A 17,918-nucleotide genomic window follows, 5' to 3' on the forward strand; every position below is an offset into this window, starting at 1 on the left:
GGTGGACATAATTAAGGAATTTTGTTCGTAATAAGCGATGTTACCACTGTGCATAAGACTTTTAAGCGGCTCAAGCCCTGACTACGAACTTTAAATTAATCAGTTCGACTGAGTTAAATTTCCACTTTTTTTGTGCGTCGAATTATGATATTAAAAATGTAAATGCCATAGCTATAGCCATGGCAAGGGTGTCATTGTGTTATGTGGGATGCGGTGATTTTTCACATCGTGTTTAATTAGTATTTTTAATCATTCATTTTTAGTGTAATTCTTTCTTTAGAGAGATTTTCCCCATTTATTCCTTCTTCCTGTAGAAGGATATTTTGATATCAAAAGATATAAATAGCTATTTAGATGTTATTTGCTTGTTAAGAAAGCGATCGCCTTTCCCAAAAAGCTAAGTTTACCAGATTCTCTTGACACAAGGTTATTCTGCCTATTATCCGAGGAGAATAGCTACATGACACTTATAAGGTGAGATTATAAAAACTAGATGAGATGGTGGTTCGCAATAAGAGACAAAGTTTTAGCCGCAGCCCAGGAATAGTTGCAGAAAGTGTCTATAGCAGTATAAATATAGTACAAATTTACGCCTGGGGATAGGGTATTCCTCATTTTTACGAATCTAAGCTGAGTATATTCAGTTACGCAATTTGAGGAAAGATTATGCCTGGTGGAAACGCAAGTCATAAAGGCACTTCTGCCAAACCCAACGTTAATGCTAGCGGTTTAACAAATGCTGCCGATGATGCTGTACAAGATCCTCAAGAAGTTGTAGGAAATCGCAGCGATGCTTCTACTAGAACTGATGAAGCAACAGTGAAGCCTGCTGCTGTTGAGCGCCCGCAAAAACCAAACGATCAAGAGTAGGGTTTTGCTAGTAGGGAGTAAAGTGAGGGGTGCAGTAATGCTGTTCCCTCTTTCATGTTTTACCCAGGATTTACACCATTTCACGTTTATCACGATACATATAAATCATGTAGAGACGTGCCACGGCACGTTTCTACAATAAAGATATCTTTAGAGGAAATTGGTATTAGTGGGCGATCGCGTCAAATTTAAAGATAGATGATGTAGAGTACTCGTTTTGATGATACTCAACCTTGCTTCTCCTCACTTTCTGGTTGTATGGCTTCTCGAAAAACCCTTCTAGCAAAATCAGGGTTCTCCTGCATCCGACGAAATAGAGCAGGCATTGCCTTGTAATGTTGCTTAATAAAGTCTTCGTCATGCTGGGGAATGCGCCCAGCTAAAAAGATTAGCTCTTCCTGATTTAAATCTAGATTCTTGCCTAAAGTTCTAATCACATCTTCCTTTGGAGGATAATCTGCGCGATCGTTCTCTAGTTTAGACAGATAAGTGAAATTTAGCCCTATTAGTTTTGCTAGCTCACGTTGACTTAATCCCTTATCTTTGCGGGCTTGACGTATAAGCTCACCAAAACTTTGACTCACTGTTTTTTCCTACTCGGCCGCACATTATATCATCACGTTGACGAAAAAATCAATCTAGGCTAGCTTGGTGTTGAATAAAAAATCAACATAAATGAGAACATAAGTTATGGTGTGGCGGCCGTATGTCAGTTTTAACATTTGGTCACAGTTTGTTCCACCTGTAGGAAAAGAATATTGGCACTGTGATATGAAACGAGGCTTTACTAGAGCGCGAAAAAAAGAACTATTGGTTAAGTCTCTTTTAGAGCAAGACACTATTCCTCAACAAATTGGCTTATTGGCACAAAAAGGTATCTATGAATTTCACCAAGATATTCAATTATTATGCCAATCAAATGGTGTGGAGATAGTAGCGCAAAAGCTGAAATTAGCTCAAGAATCTGCCGAAGTTCAGCAGCGAGTTATGAAAATTTTGGAAAACTACTATCAGTCACCGATTCTTTTGGGAAAGAAGATTATCCAACTGAGTCGAGGAGATGAAGGAATTCCAGAACCAATTCTTATTCAGCAAGGTAACTATTTTTTTAATTTATTCGCGGCTATTGACTGCATTTTTATTGAATTAAATGGCAAACTACACATTTTAGATTTCAAAACAGGTAAATCTGATTTTGATAGAAGACAAGCTTTTGTTTACCTTTTAGCAGCTACTTATCTCTACCCTCAACAAAAAGCTGTTGCTTCATTTTATAACTTGGAAAATGGTAAGCAGTCTGAATTAATTACTGCTACAGATGCTCAATTAAAAGCAATTCAGGAAAAATTAGTGCAAATAGCCCAAGAACATCAAAAAGAGTTACAGCGCTATAAGAAAAATCCATCTGATTTTGCCGATATATTTCCAGCTAATCCGGGTATTTCTTGCCGTCATTGTCAATTCACATCAATTTGTCAATTTTATCAATTTGAGGTTTCTGCATGACTGTTGCTATTGCAACTTCCCCCACTTACACTTCTTTTAGTGAAGTTTTTCCACTCAAAATTTTAGAACTTAATTTAATGTGTTTTCAACTTGTGCCTGAAGTTGAAAAAAAAGATGGTAATCGCTTGAGTTACCATTTTAGTCAAAAATTACCTGAGACTGTTGTAATATGGCACAAATCCTATTTTTGGGTTTTGGCAGCACATCATAGAGTATTACCAAGTAAGGAAGAATTACAAGAAGCACTAAAAATTATTCAAAATGAAGTAGAAGATTTTAAAGAATACTTATTTTGTTTGCAATTAGTCTCTCATTTTCAACCTACACATTTAATTTATTCGCGATTAGCTATTCAAGTCTTAAATAAAACTAAATTTGCTTCTCCAATAGCTTTTTCCGAAAATGGAATTATAGTCAAAAGAGAGCCAGATTTTTGGTCAGAAACTCTTGAATTAACAGATGACGTAAAAGCTGCTATTACTTTAACGATTTGCAGCAGTATTATGTTTCGCGACACTTTAGCTGACTTTTACGAAAAACATCCTCAACGACAAAACCCGGAACAATTTTTAATAGGTTTAAACGTTCAAGAAAAGGAACGAGGTAATAACGCCACAATTGTAAATATTATCGGAAATATTGGAGAGCATCGAGAAGAACTACTAGCAAAGGCTACTGGTTTAACTAGTAAACAAGCACTGCAAGATGCACCAGACGAGCAACCTATTGTTGCCATACAGTTTGGTAAAGATACAAGACATTTTTACTATGCGATGGCAGCTTTACGTCCTTGCGTTACATCTGCAACAGCTAATCTATTGGGAGTCGAATATGGAAAGTTACTCAAGGCTGCTAAAATCACTCATCAAGATAGAATTCAACTGTTGACTTCGTACAAAACAACAGCAAAAGAGGCTTTAGCAGTTTATGGAATGCAATTAGAACTTAGTATCAATAGCCGTGACTATCCAAACATATTTTGGGAACACCCTGTCAAACTAGAAGATACAAGATTACTTTTTGGTAATGGTATTACTGTCAACAGAACTGAAGTTCTCAAGGGATTATCAAAAGGTGGTGTTTATCGTCGTCACGTTCAATTCCAAGATAAATCAAAAGTTATTCAGATTGCGGCACTGAAACTATGTGATGTAACAGTATCCTCATTTATAGAGCAGTTAACTCAACGTTTAGCAAAATACGGCTTTAAAAGTGAGGTGATTACAAAAAAATCTTTATCAGTCAAAAACTTAACTAAAACAGAGTCAAGAGTAGCCGTTGAGAAAGCAGTTCACGAATTAGTTGAAATACCACATGATATTGTTTTAGCGTTTTTACCTGAGAGCGATCGCCATGCTGATGATACAGATGAAGGTAGCTTCTACCATCAAATCTACTCTTTGCTGCTGCGTCGTCAGATTGCCAGTCAGATAATTTATGAGGATACTTTAAGTAATTCTGAAAGCTATCAGTATATATTGAACCAGGTTATTCCGGGAATAATAGCCAAGTTGGGAAATTTGCCTTTCGTTCTGGCTGAACCTTTAGAAGCTGCTGACTATTTTATTGGCTTAGATATTTCGAGGATTTCAAAAAAGAGGCAAGCAGGAACAAGAAATGCTTGTGCAAGTGTACGTTTATATGGCAGGCAAGGAGAATTCGTTCGCTATCGACTCGAAGACGATCTTATAGATGGTGAGATAATACCACCTAAACTCTTGGAGCGATTATTACCTGCTACTGAATTAGCAAACAAAACCGTCTTAATTTACCGTGATGGTGCCTTTGTTGGCAAAGAAGCTGACTATTTAGCACATAGAGCCAAAGCCATAGGTGCCAAATTTATCTTAGTAGAATGTAAAAAATCTGGTGTTCCCCGCTTGTACAACATCAAGCAAAAAGCTGTGACAGCACCATCACAAGGATTAGCACTTTGTTTATCGTCTTGTGAAGCTATTCTGGTTACTACTAAAGTTCCTGATACAATTGGCTTGGCTCGTCCTATACGTTTGACTGTTCGTGAGCAAGGGCATCAAGTATCAATAGAAAGTGTTTTAGAAACAACTTTAAAACTAACGCTATTGCATCATGGAGCCTTGAAAGAACCCCGCTTACCGATGCCATTGTATGGTTCCGATCGCATGGCTTATTTACGATTACAAGGTATTCGTCCTAGCGTTATGGAAGGCGATCGTCAGTTTTGGCTGTAGTTGCGATCGCCTCAAGTTAGCATACCAGTCATTTTCATACTAGTGGGATATATCCCTGGGGTAGATAGCAAGCATAGCAATTCGTGCCAGAGAAAGACATTTATTAAGCAAGTATGTGTCATGCTTAACGAAATTGTTTTGTAATGCAAAGGTAGAACATCCAGCTATTAGTCAAAGGAGTGAAATCCTAAAACCTGTCCTCCTTTGCAAAGGAGTGCGGTATAAACTTGGGGGAAGAAAAGGCAATGAAAGCGAATGAATTACTGACACAATACGCTGCAGGTAAAAGAGACTTTACTGGAGCAGATTTGAGCGAGGCATACTTGGAAGGAGCTAATTTGAGTGGAGTCATTTTAGATAAAGCTATTCTAAGTGGAGCGGAGCTAAGTGGAGTCAATTTTAGTAAAGCTAGCCTGATTGAAGCTGATTTAAATGGAGCTAATTTAACTCAAGCAAATTTTACAGAAGCCAACTTGACTAAAGCTATTCTAGATGGAGCGATTTTAGAACAAGCCATTCTGGATGGTGCTAATTTGAGCCATGCAGACTTAACTATTGCAAAATTGATTGGTGCTTCTTTGAGCGAAACTGAACTGCAAGAGGCGAGTCTAAAAGCAGTTTCTTTAAATGAAGCAGATCTTACCCAAGCCGATTTGGAAAAAGCAGATTTAGCCCAAGCAGATTTGAGCCAAGCAGATTTGAACGAGGTTAACTTGAATGGCGCAAATCTAGAAGGAGCAATTTTGGATGAAGACATGACTAGGGACTAGGGGCTAGGAAAGAAGCAAAGGAGCAAGGAAGCAGAGGGGCAAGAACGCGAATCTCAATTCTCCTTGTCCCCGCGTCACCGCGTCTCAACGTCACCGCGTCTTTCTCCCCCTTCTGCCGTCAGCATAGCTGCCTTTACTTAAAAACTTCCAGGGATGTCATCAAGCGCTAGCAAGAAGTTAATTAAGTCAGTTTGCTGCTGTGGAGTATATCCAGCTTGTTGATCTATATAGAAATTATGTCCTGTGCCATCCAAATTACTCCGCTCCAAAGCAGGATAAGCTTTGTTGGCTCCGATGACAAAAGCCCGAAGGTTGCGATCAAATAAGGCACGCAAGCTGCTTTCAGCATCGGCAGGTATACCTTGGCTGAGAGTGCCAGTTAATCCTAACCCAGTGGGATCAATAACAGAAAAATTGCCATCTGGAGTAGCTTGCAAGCTTCCTGCCCGCACTGCCACACCACCATCGTGTAAATAGGGTGCGCTCAAAAACAAACCCCGTAAGGAAGTAGTTTTGTAACCTCCATTTGGCAATATACCTTGGGGTAAAGTTGTGGGGTTAATAGAGATGCCCCTTGTTGGTACATCTAACACTTGAGCGTTAGTAGGAATGGGAACGGGAGTGTCAAAGCTGTATAGTTGGGGCGGCACTAACAAATCATTCAGTGCTAGGCGAGATTCGGCACGGGCTGAGTTAGTACCAATTTCCTCGACAGGATGAATTTTGTTGTCGGTGAAGAAAGGTGGAATATGGCAAGTTGCACATCCGGCTTGCTGAAACACTTTTGCCCCACGCATAACAGAACCACTTTTGAGTGCTTGCTGGTTTTCGGGAGTTTGGTTAGCAGGCGGCACCAAGCTATTTTGAAAAGCTGACATAGCATTGTTAGCAAATAGAAAAGTGCCACTGGCAATGTCATCCGGATTGCCAGTATTAGGACTAAAAACCAAACCGTTAAATGTAAATAAGCTAGGTTTCAGGTTTGGATAAGTGCCTGTACCAGGGGCAGGTACTTGATCTTCTAGTTCTGCTTGCGTAGCATTGGGTGCAACCTGCCGCAGCCACTCTGAAGGTTTTACTGGCGAGCGTGACGGTAAACGCAGGTTTGGATCGGCGGCATTTTGGAGAAATGTACCAATATAAACTTCTGGATCGATGCCAAGAGTTTGTTCACTTAATTGAGCAGCTGCCAATAGGTTAATTTCTGAGGAATGAACGGCATTATTGAGAACACTCAGTCCCGCAAAAGGGCCAACTGCTGCTTCACCAGCCGTTCCATAGGGATGATTCCCAAATGTAAACAGATTGGGTATTTGGGTTGTATTGTTAATACCATCTGGTGTACTCTCGAAGTGACCAAAAGGTACATCCATTACGGCATCATCGAAGGCTTGTTCAAATTTCTGAGGATCGGGCAATTGTACTAAATTACCTTTACTATCGATGATTGTCTTGCCGTTACCTTGGAATTGCGGATCTAAGGGATTAAATTTCAACCGCGCAAACCCCGCAGCCGTATTTTGTGCAAGTGCAATTAATATGGGAGTGGCTATTTCGCCATTAGGTGCTCCAGCAAGGCGTTTACCATTCTTATCAATTACTGCATGACAGATTGCACAGGTGATATCGCCATTAGATTTCAGTCCTAAAGGAAAAGTACCTCCTGCTTCCACTTTTAAGCCTGTGTTAATACGAGTTCCTTGGGGAAATGTCCGACTACCCAAGGTTATATTTTTCAGGAGGGTAATCTCTAAGTTGTTTGTTGGTTGTCCTTGCAATTGGGCGATCGCTATTCCTATTTCTGGAAATAGGTTCTCTAAGCCCAGCCCAAAACCAAAAACTCTTTGTAAACCAAAAGTGTCACCAATTTTTCTGTTAAAAAATATGTCTTCTCCTTGGCTGATTAATTCCGACGTGATTTGGACTGCTCCTACTTTTTGATAAGAAACAGGATCGTTAGGATCTAGTCCTTGTTTTTGCACTAACTTTGCAGCTTGTTTTGGACTTAGCAGTTGACCAAAATAGTCATAATAACCAAGTGGTTGAGTAGGAGCAGGTTGCAGAAGGTTTATATTTGCAAAAGTTGCTTGGCTTGCCATCAACCAATTTGATAGCAGAATGCCAGAAAAACTCATGACAAAAACGAATACGAGAAAGATAATCCGCGCCTTGAAAGCAAACAATCCCCTAAACACAGTAGTTTTAGGGTTTATTTTTGGAGGTTTCATATTGTAAATAATTAAAAAGAATTAATTAGGCAAAAACGCCAATTATATAGATGCACACATACTAAAAGTATTTTGATGTGTGTTGATTATAATGAAATAACTATCAATTACGTAAGTATTTATTTATCAATAGATATATTTTGAAAACCAAATTAATATTGTCAAAATGGCCAAACCGACTGTAAGAGTACTGTTTAAGGCACCAGAAGATGGAACCGACCGAAAAGAGGCTCTCATTTGGGCAAAGCCATATCAAGATAACTGGCTACAGGCTTTGCAAGAGTGTGCCAGGGGAGATTGGCTAATTTGGATGATGACTCGTTTAAGAGCCAAGCCAAAACCTCTAATAAGTATCACCTACCAATGTATTTTGTTAGCTATTTCAGAATTAGATGCTTGGGGTGATATGCCATTTAGACGGGGACTCTATACTGTGGAGCGATGGCTAAATGGAGAAGCAACACCTGAAGATTCTCAGGATGCTTTCGATGACTTAAGTTGCGACAATGACATGGAACCATTGGATGCGATCGCCTTGGCTAATGAGATTGTTAGCTATCTCCTAAATGCTTGTGTGGATGTCAGCGAACAATCTTTAAGAAGCGATCTGGCTTGTGATTTGGCATGGGCTATTTATACAGCTGCAAAACTTCAAGAACGCTGGGGAAATGTGGAAAGTTTAAAGCAGATTTTGTTAAGTTATGCAAATTTCATCCGAAAATCCCCAGAGTATGAAAATCTATTGAATTTCAACTGAGTATCCCAAGAGAGTTCTGAGCAAGTAGTAAAACCCAAGCTGTACTAGACTCAACTAAAATAACAGTAACCCTTCCACAACTTCAGAGATTACCTGAAGGTGATTAGGCATTTTCCCAATATAGAGATAATCGTATAGTTGATTTCTGGCACAGTGTCCATGTAGTAATCCTCCAAAAAGTAAGCGCCCTCTAAGGAAATCAACAAAGCTAATTTCATCATCGTCGTCAGAGATAACACAGTCTGCCTTAGCCATACCAACCTCAAAACCCATTGGCTCACAAGTGCTCATAGCCATGCCAACTGGTAAGAAGTCTACAGTCAAAACCGCTGGGTCAATTTTATTTTTTAGATAATAGTCGCGAGTCCAATCATCGACTTTTCCTGCTGCCCAATCTTGCTGAAACTTCTTCTTCGTCTCTAAAACTTCTGTCAGGCTTTCTTCTAAACTCAAAAAAGTAATTCCATGCATATACCAACGTAGCTCATCATTGTCAGATAAGTGATCGGACAAATTTGAGCCATTATAAAAGCTTAAAGCGATCAGAGTTGGGTCAAGCGACTGAATTAAATCTTTTGATATAGTTTTTGATGCAAACAGATTAACTGAATGAACACATTCATACCAAGCACGAACAGAAAATGGTAGTGTTCCCCACTGTTGTTCAAAGTCATCTAAAAACTGTAAGGTGTGGAACTGAACTGGAACAAATGCCCCATCGGATTCTAAAAATTGAAAACCTAATTTCTTGAGACGATGTACTATCAACTCTAAATTAATCTTGACACGCCTCATTGTCTCGCGTGCAACGGCTAGAGCATCACTTCTTAAAGGTTCCTCAACAATTTCACCTAATGCTTGAAGTTCATCCCAAACATTTTTGCGATCGCCTGTCAAATAACGAGAGAAAAATGACTGTTCTGGCATAATGTCAAGATTCTTATCTTATTTCCTATAGTTAAAAAGCGCGATCGCTCTTGGCTATTTTAGACATTCTCTAGTAACACTTTTTCCAACTTGGTATCGCTCACTAATATTTAGCTGATTACTTCTTCCCAGCCGCTTATGCCAATTCTCTACTATGAAAGTGAGCTTAATTAGCCTGCGTAGGCAGGCTTAGTTTGTGTAGCCGCACCCTTCTAGGGTGTCGGGATATTTTAATTTCACCGCAAACAGCGTATTGCCACTAACAAACCCCTAGCCTTATTCAAAGTCTCCTCATACTCTTTCTCTGGCTCAGAATCTGCCACCAATCCCGCACCCGCTTGCACTGTTACAGTATTATTACGCACTACCATTGTACGAATTGCTATGGCAGTATTCAATTGTCCTTCAAAATCGTAGTATCCATAGACGCCAGAATACACACCCCGTCGAGAAGGCTCTAACTCGTTGATAATTTCCATTGCTCGAATTTTGGGTGCGCCGCTCACCGTACCTGCGGGGAAGCAAGCTTTGAGTAAATCCCATGCAGTCTTACCAGGTGCTAATTTACCCACTACATTACTAACAATGTGCATGACGTGGGAGTAACGTTCAATCACCATTAATTCGTCTACTTTTACCGTCCCACTTTCGCAGACACGCCCTAAATCGTTGCGCCCTAAATCCACGAGCATGACGTGTTCGGCTATTTCTTTAGGATCTTTGAGCAAATCCTCAGCAAACGCTGCATCTTCTTTTGGTGACTTACCACGGGGGCGTGTGCCAGCAATAGGACGTACTGTGGCGATGATTCCTCCTTCTGGATCGCGTTCTGCTTTTACCATCACTTCCGGACTAGAACCGATGATTTGCCAATCCTGGAAGTTAAAGAATGACATATAAGGGGAAGGATTAATCTGACGCAAGGAACGGTATAAGGCAAAAGGATCGCCAGTGTATTCTGTTGATAAACGCTGGGAAATTACGACTTGGAAAATATCGCCAGCTTTGATGTATTCTTTTGCCTTAACGACGCTGGCGCAAAATTCTTCGCGGGTAAAATTACTTTGATATTCCTCGATTCCTGCTAATGCCCGATTTTCTGGTGGCTTCCATTCCAACAAGGTACTTTGTGGTGAAAGTGGTAGAGATAGCTTGTGAACCATTTGAGTGACGCGATCGCACGCTTTTTCATATACTGCTTGTAAATCCACATTCGGATCGCGCAAATCGGCATAAGCGATCGCCCAAATTTTCCGCTTTACCTGATCGAAAATCAACAGCTGATCTACCTGCATCCACAAACCATCAGGGATATTCCGCTCATCTTGTGGATGAATTGGTACACGCGGCTCTATCCACTGAATCAATTCATAACCCCAAAAACCAAACAAACCGCCAATTCCTGGCGGTAATTGGGGCAACTTAACTGGATTTAGGGCTTCTAAGCATTGAGCTAAAGCTGTAAAAGGATCGCCTTCAAATCCAATTTGCGAACCATCGCGATGTATTTGGGTAGTATGATTTCCCCTGGCTTCCAAAATCCATAATGGATCGCAGCCCAGTAAACTATAGCGTCCTAGTTTTTCCCCACCTTCTACCGATTCCAACAAAAAACTATAAGGTTGTCCAGCGCATACCTTATACCAAGCAGAAACAGGCGTATCTAAATCTGCTACCCACTCTTGATACACCGGAACAAAGTTGCCAAATTGAGCTAAATCGGAGAATTGAGAGAAATCAGGGAAGATCATAGTTTGTAAATTTAGGGACTAGGAACTAGGGAAAGTCTGAAGTCTGTAGCTACCCTACAGGCGGTTGACTGCTGGGTAAAATAAATTTACATATTTTATACTTCAGATTTCATACTTCTCTAGTCTCCAGTCCCAAATTTCCCTATTTAACTATGAATTGGGAGCGTCGTAGGTAGCTGTACCGCTAAACTTAAGTTTGGCAGGGCTGGGATTCTTACCGATGCTGCGGTCTACATAACGGACTTTTTGACGACCTTGGTTAACCTTCTCTGGGAAGACACCATCAGCCGGGTGAATATAAGCAGTTTCTCCGTTCGGATAAATCCGGTAGATTTTGTAGTCCGTGATTTTGAACTTGCGGAGTTGACCGCCCAAAGCGATGCATTGCTCTTTGCGAGCTAAATACAATAAGTTTTGTCCTTGCCGCATTTTGGCTGCGCCACCAGTGGGCATTTCAAAAACTTGCTCTTTCGGGCTAGTCCAAGTGATAGCGTACTTTTCTTCCACTTCTGCTTTCTTGAGCAAGCCGCCAGTGCTGCCGCCAAATATCGGAGTTTGTCCAGAAAGTGTTTCTGCCATAGAGGTTTCTCTCAACAGTTTTTAGGGAATCGTAACACCGCAACAGGGGTCATATTGCGATTGTGTAAGGAACTGTAACAGTTGTTTGGGAATAGGGACAGGGGACAGGGGACTAGGGACGCTTGAAGAAGAGCAGGGGGAGAGGTGCAGCAGGGGAGGCAGTGCGCCCTTGCGGTTCCCCGACTTGTAGCAACTGACGTGGAGAAAGGGGAGAATCGTTATTCACGTTTACTCCCCCAGCTTCAAGAGCTTCAAGAGCTTTCTCATTTCTCCTTGTCACCTTGTCCTCTTCTTCCCAATCCCCGATCCCCAATCCCTAATCCCCAATCCCTACTTACTCTTCACTCTTGAGCGCGTTTGCTCTGGGCTGCCTTCAATGGCGGGTATGGTGAAATGAAACTCGCTACCTTGATTTTTTCCGGTGGATGTTGCCCAAATTTCGCCACCCCAACCATTGACAATTTGACGACAAATTGCTAGACCCAAGCCCGTACCACCAGTGGTACGTCGTAGCGCTCCCTCTTCTTGGTAAAAGCGGTCAAATACAATTTCGAGGCGATTGGGTTCTATGCCTCGTCCTGTGTCAGCCACAGTTACCTCAACCATCTTATGATTGTTCCGACTAGCTTGAATGGTGATTTGCCCTTCTGGTGGTGTAAATTTGCAGGCGTTGTCTACAAGTTTTGCGATTACTTCCACTAACCAATCACCATCCGCTCTCACTAAGGGTAGGTTAGGTACAATTTTGGTTGTAATTTTAGGTAGTGGGTCAGTGGCAACACGGGTACGAATCCGACTGAGTGCTAAATCTATACATTCTTGTAAAGTCAGAGATTCTGGATGCCACTCTACTCGCCCGCTTTCGAGGTTAGAAAGGGTGAGGAAATCCTGGACGAGTTTTCGCATTCGTTCCGAATCAGAAAGAGCTGTATTCAACATCACTTGCCGCAACTCCAAGGGCATATCGGGTTCGCTAGCAAGGCTTTCCAAACAGACTTGAATTGTAGATAAGGGTGTGCGAAGTTCGTGTCCAGTAATGGCAATCAGGTTACTACGAGTGCGATCAAGAGCTTCTAATTGCTGATTTAAGTCTTCTAGGTTAGCGTAGGCTTCTGCTTGAATTAGCGCTGCTCCAATTTGGGTAGCGATCGCTTTTACCAAATCCAATTCGCCGGCTTGCAAATCGTGGGGAGTGTGGCTGCAATAGTGTAATTCCACAATTCCCAACAATCGCCCTTGAAACAGCACCGGTTCCATCAGCCAAGAGCGAATGGCAAATTTTTCTACTAGATGCCAAAGCGCTTTTGAACCACTCACCCGTGAATCGTTGATAGTATCAGCAACACAGACGCCTTCATCCTGTTGGATCACTTCCTCAAATAAAGGATTATTTTCTAAAGGCCAAATTTGTCCGGCAACAGATAACACATTCGGACTCAAAAATTCATGTTCAATAATTGCTTGGGTATCTGAAGCTTGAGCGCGATAAATTAGACAGCGAGAAGCTCCCAGGTGTTGCCCCAACTCTTGCGCTGCGACTTTGAGAATTTCTTGGGAATTGAGCGATCGTCTAATTGCAGTACTAATCGAATTGACTAGGCGTTCTTTGCGTGCTTGGGCAGCAATGGAACGATAGGCTTTATGCAATTTGTACTGACTAGCTTGCAGGTAGGTCACTAAACGCTGTACAAACGGATCGGTATCAATATCACAAGCATATTCACTCAGTTGCTGTAATACTTTTGAGTCACTCTTGCGTCCCCCGATTCCAAATCGCTGGCGTACTGAATCGATTTTATCTAGCAACTCAGGTCTGTAACTTAAAATCCTCCCCAAGAGCAATTCAGCGGCTTTGAGGCTTACTCCCCGTTCTGCTGTCCAAATACCCTCAAACCTCCGTGCCGTATCCATGTCCAAACTAGGGCTTAACTCCCGTAATTGCCTGTTTTTGGCAAGAGAGCCTATACTTTCTCGGCATACTAGACAAGTAGCATAATTTTGAGCAATTACTACCAAATGCCACTCCTGACTTAAGGCATCATCTGGTCTAAAAGCTATCTTTTCGTAGTATTCCGAACTGTTGGTGAAATCTGTTTCTGGAGCAGACAACACATATATTTGATCACTTCGCTGGGCAAGTCGCTGATAACGATGAGCTTCTTGACGGTAAAATCGCTCTCGTTGAAAGCTGGCAATTACCAAAGGCTGCTCTAAAGTAGCAGCTAAAATCTGATCTTCCATCGCATGAGAAAGAGCCGTTAGCGAAGCTTTGAAATATAGCTGGGGCCGTAGGTGAGGTAAGGCCTGAAGCAGATCGCTCAGCACGGAAATTGAAATGCTCATGAACGTCCTAAGGGAGCCACAATCTGGACAAGATCCACATCACAGCTGCATTGTACAAATTACAACGGTCTCTAAATTCAAACAGATAGTTGCAATATGTAAAGAATGGTAAATAGCAGCTATATAATAGCTTTGGCAAAAGTAGGCGCAATCCGCATTGCTGTGAACAATAAACGAGAAAAGTCGCTGGGGTGTCTGCATAATGCTGCTCAAAAGCAGATACCAAACACCACCATTGTAGACTCACTTTTGTTTGTTTCCTGTACTTTTTGCAGCACAAGCTATACATCTAGATGTTGTCTATCCACTTGCTAGCATCGTAATTTTTCAAATAGTAGCTATTAGCTCAATATACATTCTTGCATTGCACTGCTATCAACCAAATATCGGCTGTTGCTGGTGAAGTGAATGCATTATGTGCTTAAAAGCACTCTTCTAGTTTCCAGTTTGTTCTGTTTAGGCTTTACAAAAATTTAATTAGATATACAATTATAAAGATTTAATGATATTTCTCTCATGCATATCTGATTTTTAGGCGGATATGATTATTATTTTTGTTCATATAGCTTATGAGATTTTTCAAGAGCGTCTTTTATCCTGTTGACGCTAAACTGGCTCAAAACAAAGTATTGACCTTTACACGGAATATTGGCTGATGACACCGGATACACTCATGACACCGGAAAAGATTGTCTTGGATGAAAAAACTTTTGTTCCTGCGGAATTCATACCTATCCCAGAATGGCCTTGCGTTATAAGTGAAAGACCACAGCCGACACTTACAGTTAAAGATGATGATTTATTTTTAGTTACAGATACTTTAGGTAATATTTCTGGGTGTTCAATCAACGACGGCAATCCTAGCATGGGGCTATTTTGCTCTGATACCCGGTTTCTGAGTCGTTTAGAGTTGCAGATCAACCAGCATTCACCGGTTTTACTCAGTAGTACTGCTGACAAAGGTTTTTCACTTTCCGTGTTATGTACTAATCCCAGAATTGACGATCGCCTCCAAGCCGATACAGTTGGGATTCGCCGAGAAATTGTCCTGAATGGAGCATTATTTGAAGAAATCGAAATATCCAACTACAGTACAACTACAGTCAGTTTTGAACTCAGCATTAGTTTTGAGGCAGATTTTGCTGATTTATTTGAAGTTCGAGGCTTTGGTAGAGAAAAACGGGGTAAGCTTTTACGCCTATTAGAACCAAAATTTGAGGAAGGAGTAACTGCTTTTTGTGATGGTGCTTCTCCTCCCCAGATTCACCTACATCCAGACAAAGAAAAAGCCTTAGCGCTGGCTTACCAAGGTTTAGATGGCTTGGTGATGGAATCTCGCATCAATTTTCAATATCGGCTACCAGATTCTTTCAAGGGTTACACAGCATTGTGGCAACTAGAAATGGCTCCCCACGAAACACAAAAGTTGGGCTACAGGCTGAATATGTTGACAAATAACAAGCCTAGTTCCACTGTTAGTTCTGCTGTCACCTTAGTTCAGGCGAAAGCTGCTGAGATGATGGAAGAGCAAAACTGGGTGCAACAGATTACGCGCATTCGTGCCGATGACAGGGGTACTTTTAATCGAGTCATCGAGCGGGCTGAACAAGATATGTATTTGTTACGCCAATCTTTTGGCAAGTACAAAACAGTTTCTGCAGGAGTACCTTGGTATTCCACGCTATTTGGTCGGGATTCTATCATTACAGCTTCCCAAACCTTAATGTTAAACCCCCAAATTGCTAAGGAAACTCTGATTCTGTTGGCAAAATATCAAGGCAAAGTCGAAGATGAATGGCGAGAAGAGGAACCGGGCAAAATTCTTCACGAGATGCGGTTGGGGGAACTAGCTCGCACTCAAGAAATACCTCATACACCTTACTACGGTACTGTTGACGCCACTCCTTTGTGGTTGATGCTTTACGCTGAATACTATGCTTGGACTCATGATCTAGAAACTTTAGAACAACTTTGGCCAAATGCACTAGCGGCGATGGAGTGGATCGACCGCAATATGAAAGAAACTGGCTATCTTAGTTATTACCGTAAATCTAGACGCGGACTTGCTAACCAAGGCTGGAAAGACTCTGGTGATTGTATTGTCAACCGCAAAGGAGAGCTAGCTAATGGGGCAATTGCTCTTTGTGAGGTGCAAGGCTATGTTTATGCGGCAAAAATGCGTTTAGCAGAAATTGCGAGGATGAAGAAACGGCTAGACTTAGCAGACAGTTGGTTAGAGGAGGCAAGAAATCTAAAGTTGAGGTTTAACAAAGACTTTTGGATGGAAGATCAAGATTTTTGCGCCCTGGCTTTAGATGGAGATGGCAAGCAAGTAGATAGTATTACCTCAAATCCTGGCCATTGTTTGCATTTAGGCATCTTCACGCCCGAAAAAGCTTACAGTGTTGCGGAACGACTACGCGCACCGGATATGTTTAATGGTTGGGGTATTCGGACTTTAAGTAGCTTATCGCCAGCTTACAATCCAATGGGTTATCATATCGGTTCTGTATGGCCCCATGATAATGCATTAATTGCGATGGGATTGCGATCGCTTGGCCTCGTCGATCAAGCCTTGGAACTTTTTGAAGGTTTATTCGACATGACTAGAAAGCAGCCTTACAATCGTCCTCCAGAACTGTTTTGCGGCTTTGAGCGAATTGGAGATGATAGCGTGCCTGTGCAATATCCAGTTGCTTGTACCCCCCAAGCTTGGGCTACTGGTAGTGTATTTCAACTACTGCAAATGATGGTAAACTTGGTACCTGATGCTCCCAACAACTGCCTCAGAGTTATCGATCCTGCTTTACCAGAATCAATCAATCGCCTATCACTCCATAATTTGCGAGTTGGCCCCACCATCCTCGATTTAGAATTCGAGCGTTCTGGTAGCACCACTGCTTGCCGAGTTGCAAAAAAACGCGGTAACCTCCGGGTTGTAATTGAAGCGTAGAAGCGACTAGGGACGAAGAAGAGGAGGGGGAGAGGGGGAAGGGGAAAATCTTTCTTTTTATCTCCTTGTCCTCTTTACTCGATCCCCAATCCCTAACTCTCTTCCTGAGTTTCGCTTTTTTGTCCTGGAGAAGATTCGTAAAGGGCATCTAATTGTTGGCGGGCGTCATCAACATTTATTGATCGCATCACCAAAAGAGGCTCTTTAATTAAGTTGCCTGAACTATCCAATAATTCTGGATGGGGTGTGAGTGTGCTTTTAGATGCTGGATAGGGAAAGTTTCCATGATTAGCTCCTGAAGAGTACTTCACCGGATAATTCCGCTCTTTATAAAAACTGAACATGACCAAGTTGCGAATTAGGTTAGCAACAGCAATCACAGCTAAAATCGTAAAAGCAAGAATGTAAAGTAGATGTAACATCGGGTTTTCCTCCAGGACAGCCATTTTTCAAAAATTATTATTGCTACGATTTCCATCGCCTAACCTGGAAATGAAGTTAGAGCGAATGCCGAAATTTCTCTGAATGCGCCTGCGATGATCTGCGGCTATACTGCAAGCAAAGTTATTAAAGTATCATATAATACAAAGTGTTGTTAACTTAGAGAATGTTGTTAAAGATTTAATACTTTTGTTATATGCCTGTTATATGCCGTCTTGCTGTTGGAAACTAGCCTGCTGTGTTCGGTATTGCATTGCTACTTTCCAGCATTCTGATAGCAACTGATGCCAAGGCATTAAGGTTGCCATATCTATCCCTACTTGTCCTTGTGTTGCATTAAATAGCATCTTTGCTGTATTCACTTCTTCTTGTGCTTGCTTGACTCGCTCTAATAAAACTGATTGCTCCTGAGCACCTAAAAAATCTAGCTGCTCTGTTTCCAGCAAGGTACGCGATCGCCCAAACCAATACTGAAAATCCTCTAGCAGTGGTTGCAAAATTGTTTTTAGCAATTCAGGTTCCGATAAATTTGAGTCTTGCATAATTGACAAGCATATTTCCAAGTTTCTTATTAATATTAACG

Annotated in this window: 15 protein-coding genes; 6 read left to right on the forward strand and 9 right to left on the reverse strand. The window is 41.5% G+C overall.

Annotated features, from left to right (window positions below):
* Nucleotides 1-666: 666 nt before the first annotated feature.
* On the forward strand, nt 667-870 hold the full coding sequence (locus QUB80_RS17485; RefSeq protein WP_289790791.1) for a hypothetical protein: 204 nt from the start codon (nt 667-669) through the stop codon (nt 868-870).
* 227 nt (nt 871-1,097) lie between these two features.
* On the opposite strand, the gene QUB80_RS17490 is transcribed toward QUB80_RS17485, so the two are convergent.
* On the reverse strand, nt 1,098-1,454 hold the full coding sequence (locus tag QUB80_RS17490; protein WP_289790792.1) for a helix-turn-helix domain-containing protein: 357 nt from the start codon (nt 1,452-1,454) through the stop codon (nt 1,098-1,100).
* 106 nt (nt 1,455-1,560) lie between these two features.
* On the opposite strand from QUB80_RS17490, the gene QUB80_RS17495 reads away from it, so the two are divergent.
* From QUB80_RS17495 to QUB80_RS17505, 3 genes are all read left to right on the forward strand, one after another.
* Nucleotides 1,561-2,376, forward strand: a complete 816-nt coding sequence (locus QUB80_RS17495) for a PD-(D/E)XK nuclease family protein (protein WP_289790793.1) — start codon at nt 1,561-1,563, stop codon at nt 2,374-2,376.
* Nucleotides 2,373-4,586 (forward strand): Piwi domain-containing protein, encoded by a 2,214-nt coding sequence (locus QUB80_RS17500; RefSeq protein ID WP_289790794.1) that lies wholly within the window; start codon nt 2,373-2,375, stop codon nt 4,584-4,586. Before QUB80_RS17495 ends, QUB80_RS17500 begins: the two co-directional genes overlap by 4 nt.
* 245 nt (nt 4,587-4,831) lie before the next feature.
* Nucleotides 4,832-5,356, forward strand: a complete 525-nt coding sequence (locus tag QUB80_RS17505; RefSeq protein ID WP_276752841.1) for a pentapeptide repeat-containing protein — start codon at nt 4,832-4,834, stop codon at nt 5,354-5,356.
* A gap of 137 nt (nt 5,357-5,493) precedes the next feature.
* Here the strand turns inward: QUB80_RS17505 and QUB80_RS17510 are convergent, their stop codons facing one another.
* Nucleotides 5,494-7,584, reverse strand: a complete 2,091-nt coding sequence (locus QUB80_RS17510) for a di-heme oxidoredictase family protein (protein WP_289790795.1) — start codon at nt 7,582-7,584, stop codon at nt 5,494-5,496.
* A 166-nt stretch (nt 7,585-7,750) separates the two neighbouring features.
* Between QUB80_RS17510 and QUB80_RS17515 the strand changes: the two genes are divergently transcribed.
* On the forward strand, nt 7,751-8,341 hold the full coding sequence (locus QUB80_RS17515; RefSeq protein ID WP_289790796.1) for a hypothetical protein: 591 nt from the start codon (nt 7,751-7,753) through the stop codon (nt 8,339-8,341).
* A 54-nt stretch (nt 8,342-8,395) separates the two neighbouring features.
* On the opposite strand, the gene QUB80_RS17520 is transcribed toward QUB80_RS17515, so the two are convergent.
* The 5 genes from QUB80_RS17520 to QUB80_RS17540 all read right to left on the reverse strand — a co-directional run bounded on the left by QUB80_RS17520 (nt 8,396) and on the right by QUB80_RS17540 (nt 13,941).
* A complete protein-coding gene (locus QUB80_RS17520; protein ID WP_289790797.1) occupies nt 8,396-9,268 on the reverse strand; it encodes a hypothetical protein in 873 nt (290 codons plus the stop codon).
* A gap of 236 nt (nt 9,269-9,504) precedes the next feature.
* Nucleotides 9,505-11,019, reverse strand: coding sequence for an anthranilate synthase component I (trpE, locus tag QUB80_RS17525; protein ID WP_289790798.1), 1,515 nt, complete (start codon nt 11,017-11,019; stop codon nt 9,505-9,507).
* 150 nt (nt 11,020-11,169) lie between these two features.
* Nucleotides 11,170-11,598, reverse strand: coding sequence for a photosystem I reaction center subunit II PsaD (locus QUB80_RS17530; RefSeq protein ID WP_289790799.1), 429 nt, complete (start codon nt 11,596-11,598; stop codon nt 11,170-11,172).
* Nucleotides 11,599-11,710: 112 nt separating this feature from the next.
* Nucleotides 11,711-11,878 carry a hypothetical protein gene (locus tag QUB80_RS17535; protein WP_289790800.1) on the reverse strand — a complete coding sequence of 56 codons (168 nt, stop codon included), beginning with the start codon at nt 11,876-11,878 and terminating at the stop codon, nt 11,711-11,713.
* 50 nt (nt 11,879-11,928) lie between these two features.
* Nucleotides 11,929-13,941 carry a DICT sensory domain-containing protein gene (locus QUB80_RS17540; RefSeq protein ID WP_289790801.1) on the reverse strand — a complete coding sequence of 671 codons (2,013 nt, stop codon included), beginning with the start codon at nt 13,939-13,941 and terminating at the stop codon, nt 11,929-11,931.
* Between the two features lie 655 nt (nt 13,942-14,596).
* Between QUB80_RS17540 and QUB80_RS17545 the strand changes: the two genes are divergently transcribed.
* Nucleotides 14,597-16,894 (forward strand): amylo-alpha-1,6-glucosidase, encoded by a 2,298-nt coding sequence (locus QUB80_RS17545; protein WP_289790802.1) that lies wholly within the window; start codon nt 14,597-14,599, stop codon nt 16,892-16,894.
* A gap of 92 nt (nt 16,895-16,986) precedes the next feature.
* Here the strand turns inward: QUB80_RS17545 and QUB80_RS17550 are convergent, their stop codons facing one another.
* A complete protein-coding gene (locus QUB80_RS17550) occupies nt 16,987-17,316 on the reverse strand; it encodes a DUF2973 domain-containing protein (protein ID WP_289790975.1) in 330 nt (109 codons plus the stop codon).
* Nucleotides 17,317-17,538: 222 nt separating this feature from the next.
* Complete coding sequence (locus QUB80_RS17555; RefSeq protein ID WP_289790803.1) at nt 17,539-17,877, reverse strand: DUF2605 domain-containing protein; 339 nt, start codon at nt 17,875-17,877, stop codon at nt 17,539-17,541.
* Between the last annotated feature and the right edge of the window lie 41 nt (nt 17,878-17,918).

The sequence above is a fragment of the Chlorogloeopsis sp. ULAP01 genome (assembly GCF_030381805.1).
Taxonomy (GTDB): domain Bacteria; phylum Cyanobacteriota; class Cyanobacteriia; order Cyanobacteriales; family Nostocaceae; genus Chlorogloeopsis.

Bases quoted from the DNA above. Each gene is read 5' to 3' on its own strand.
- QUB80_RS17485 (WP_289790791.1), top strand. From the start codon at position 667: ATGCCTGGTGGAAACGCAAGTCATAAAGGCACTTCTGCCAAACCCAAC.
- QUB80_RS17495 (WP_289790793.1), top strand. From the start codon at position 1,561: ATGGTGTGGCGGCCGTATGTCAGTTTTAACATTTGGTCACAGTTTGTT.
- QUB80_RS17500 (WP_289790794.1), top strand. From the start codon at position 2,373: ATGACTGTTGCTATTGCAACTTCCCCCACTTACACTTCTTTTAGTGAA.
- QUB80_RS17505 (WP_276752841.1), top strand. From the start codon at position 4,832: ATGAAAGCGAATGAATTACTGACACAATACGCTGCAGGTAAAAGAGAC.
- QUB80_RS17510 (WP_289790795.1), bottom strand. From the start codon at position 7,584: ATGAAACCTCCAAAAATAAACCCTAAAACTACTGTGTTTAGGGGATTG.
- QUB80_RS17515 (WP_289790796.1), top strand. From the start codon at position 7,751: ATGGCCAAACCGACTGTAAGAGTACTGTTTAAGGCACCAGAAGATGGA.
- QUB80_RS17520 (WP_289790797.1), bottom strand. From the start codon at position 9,268: ATGCCAGAACAGTCATTTTTCTCTCGTTATTTGACAGGCGATCGCAAA.
- trpE (WP_289790798.1), bottom strand. From the start codon at position 11,019: ATGATCTTCCCTGATTTCTCTCAATTCTCCGATTTAGCTCAATTTGGC.
- QUB80_RS17530 (WP_289790799.1), bottom strand. From the start codon at position 11,598: ATGGCAGAAACACTTTCTGGACAAACTCCGATATTTGGCGGCAGCACT.
- QUB80_RS17540 (WP_289790801.1), bottom strand. From the start codon at position 13,941: ATGAGCATTTCAATTTCCGTGCTGAGCGATCTGCTTCAGGCCTTACCT.
- QUB80_RS17545 (WP_289790802.1), top strand. From the start codon at position 14,597: ATGACACCGGATACACTCATGACACCGGAAAAGATTGTCTTGGATGAA.
- QUB80_RS17550 (WP_289790975.1), bottom strand. From the start codon at position 17,316: ATGTTACATCTACTTTACATTCTTGCTTTTACGATTTTAGCTGTGATT.
- QUB80_RS17555 (WP_289790803.1), bottom strand. From the start codon at position 17,877: ATGCAAGACTCAAATTTATCGGAACCTGAATTGCTAAAAACAATTTTG.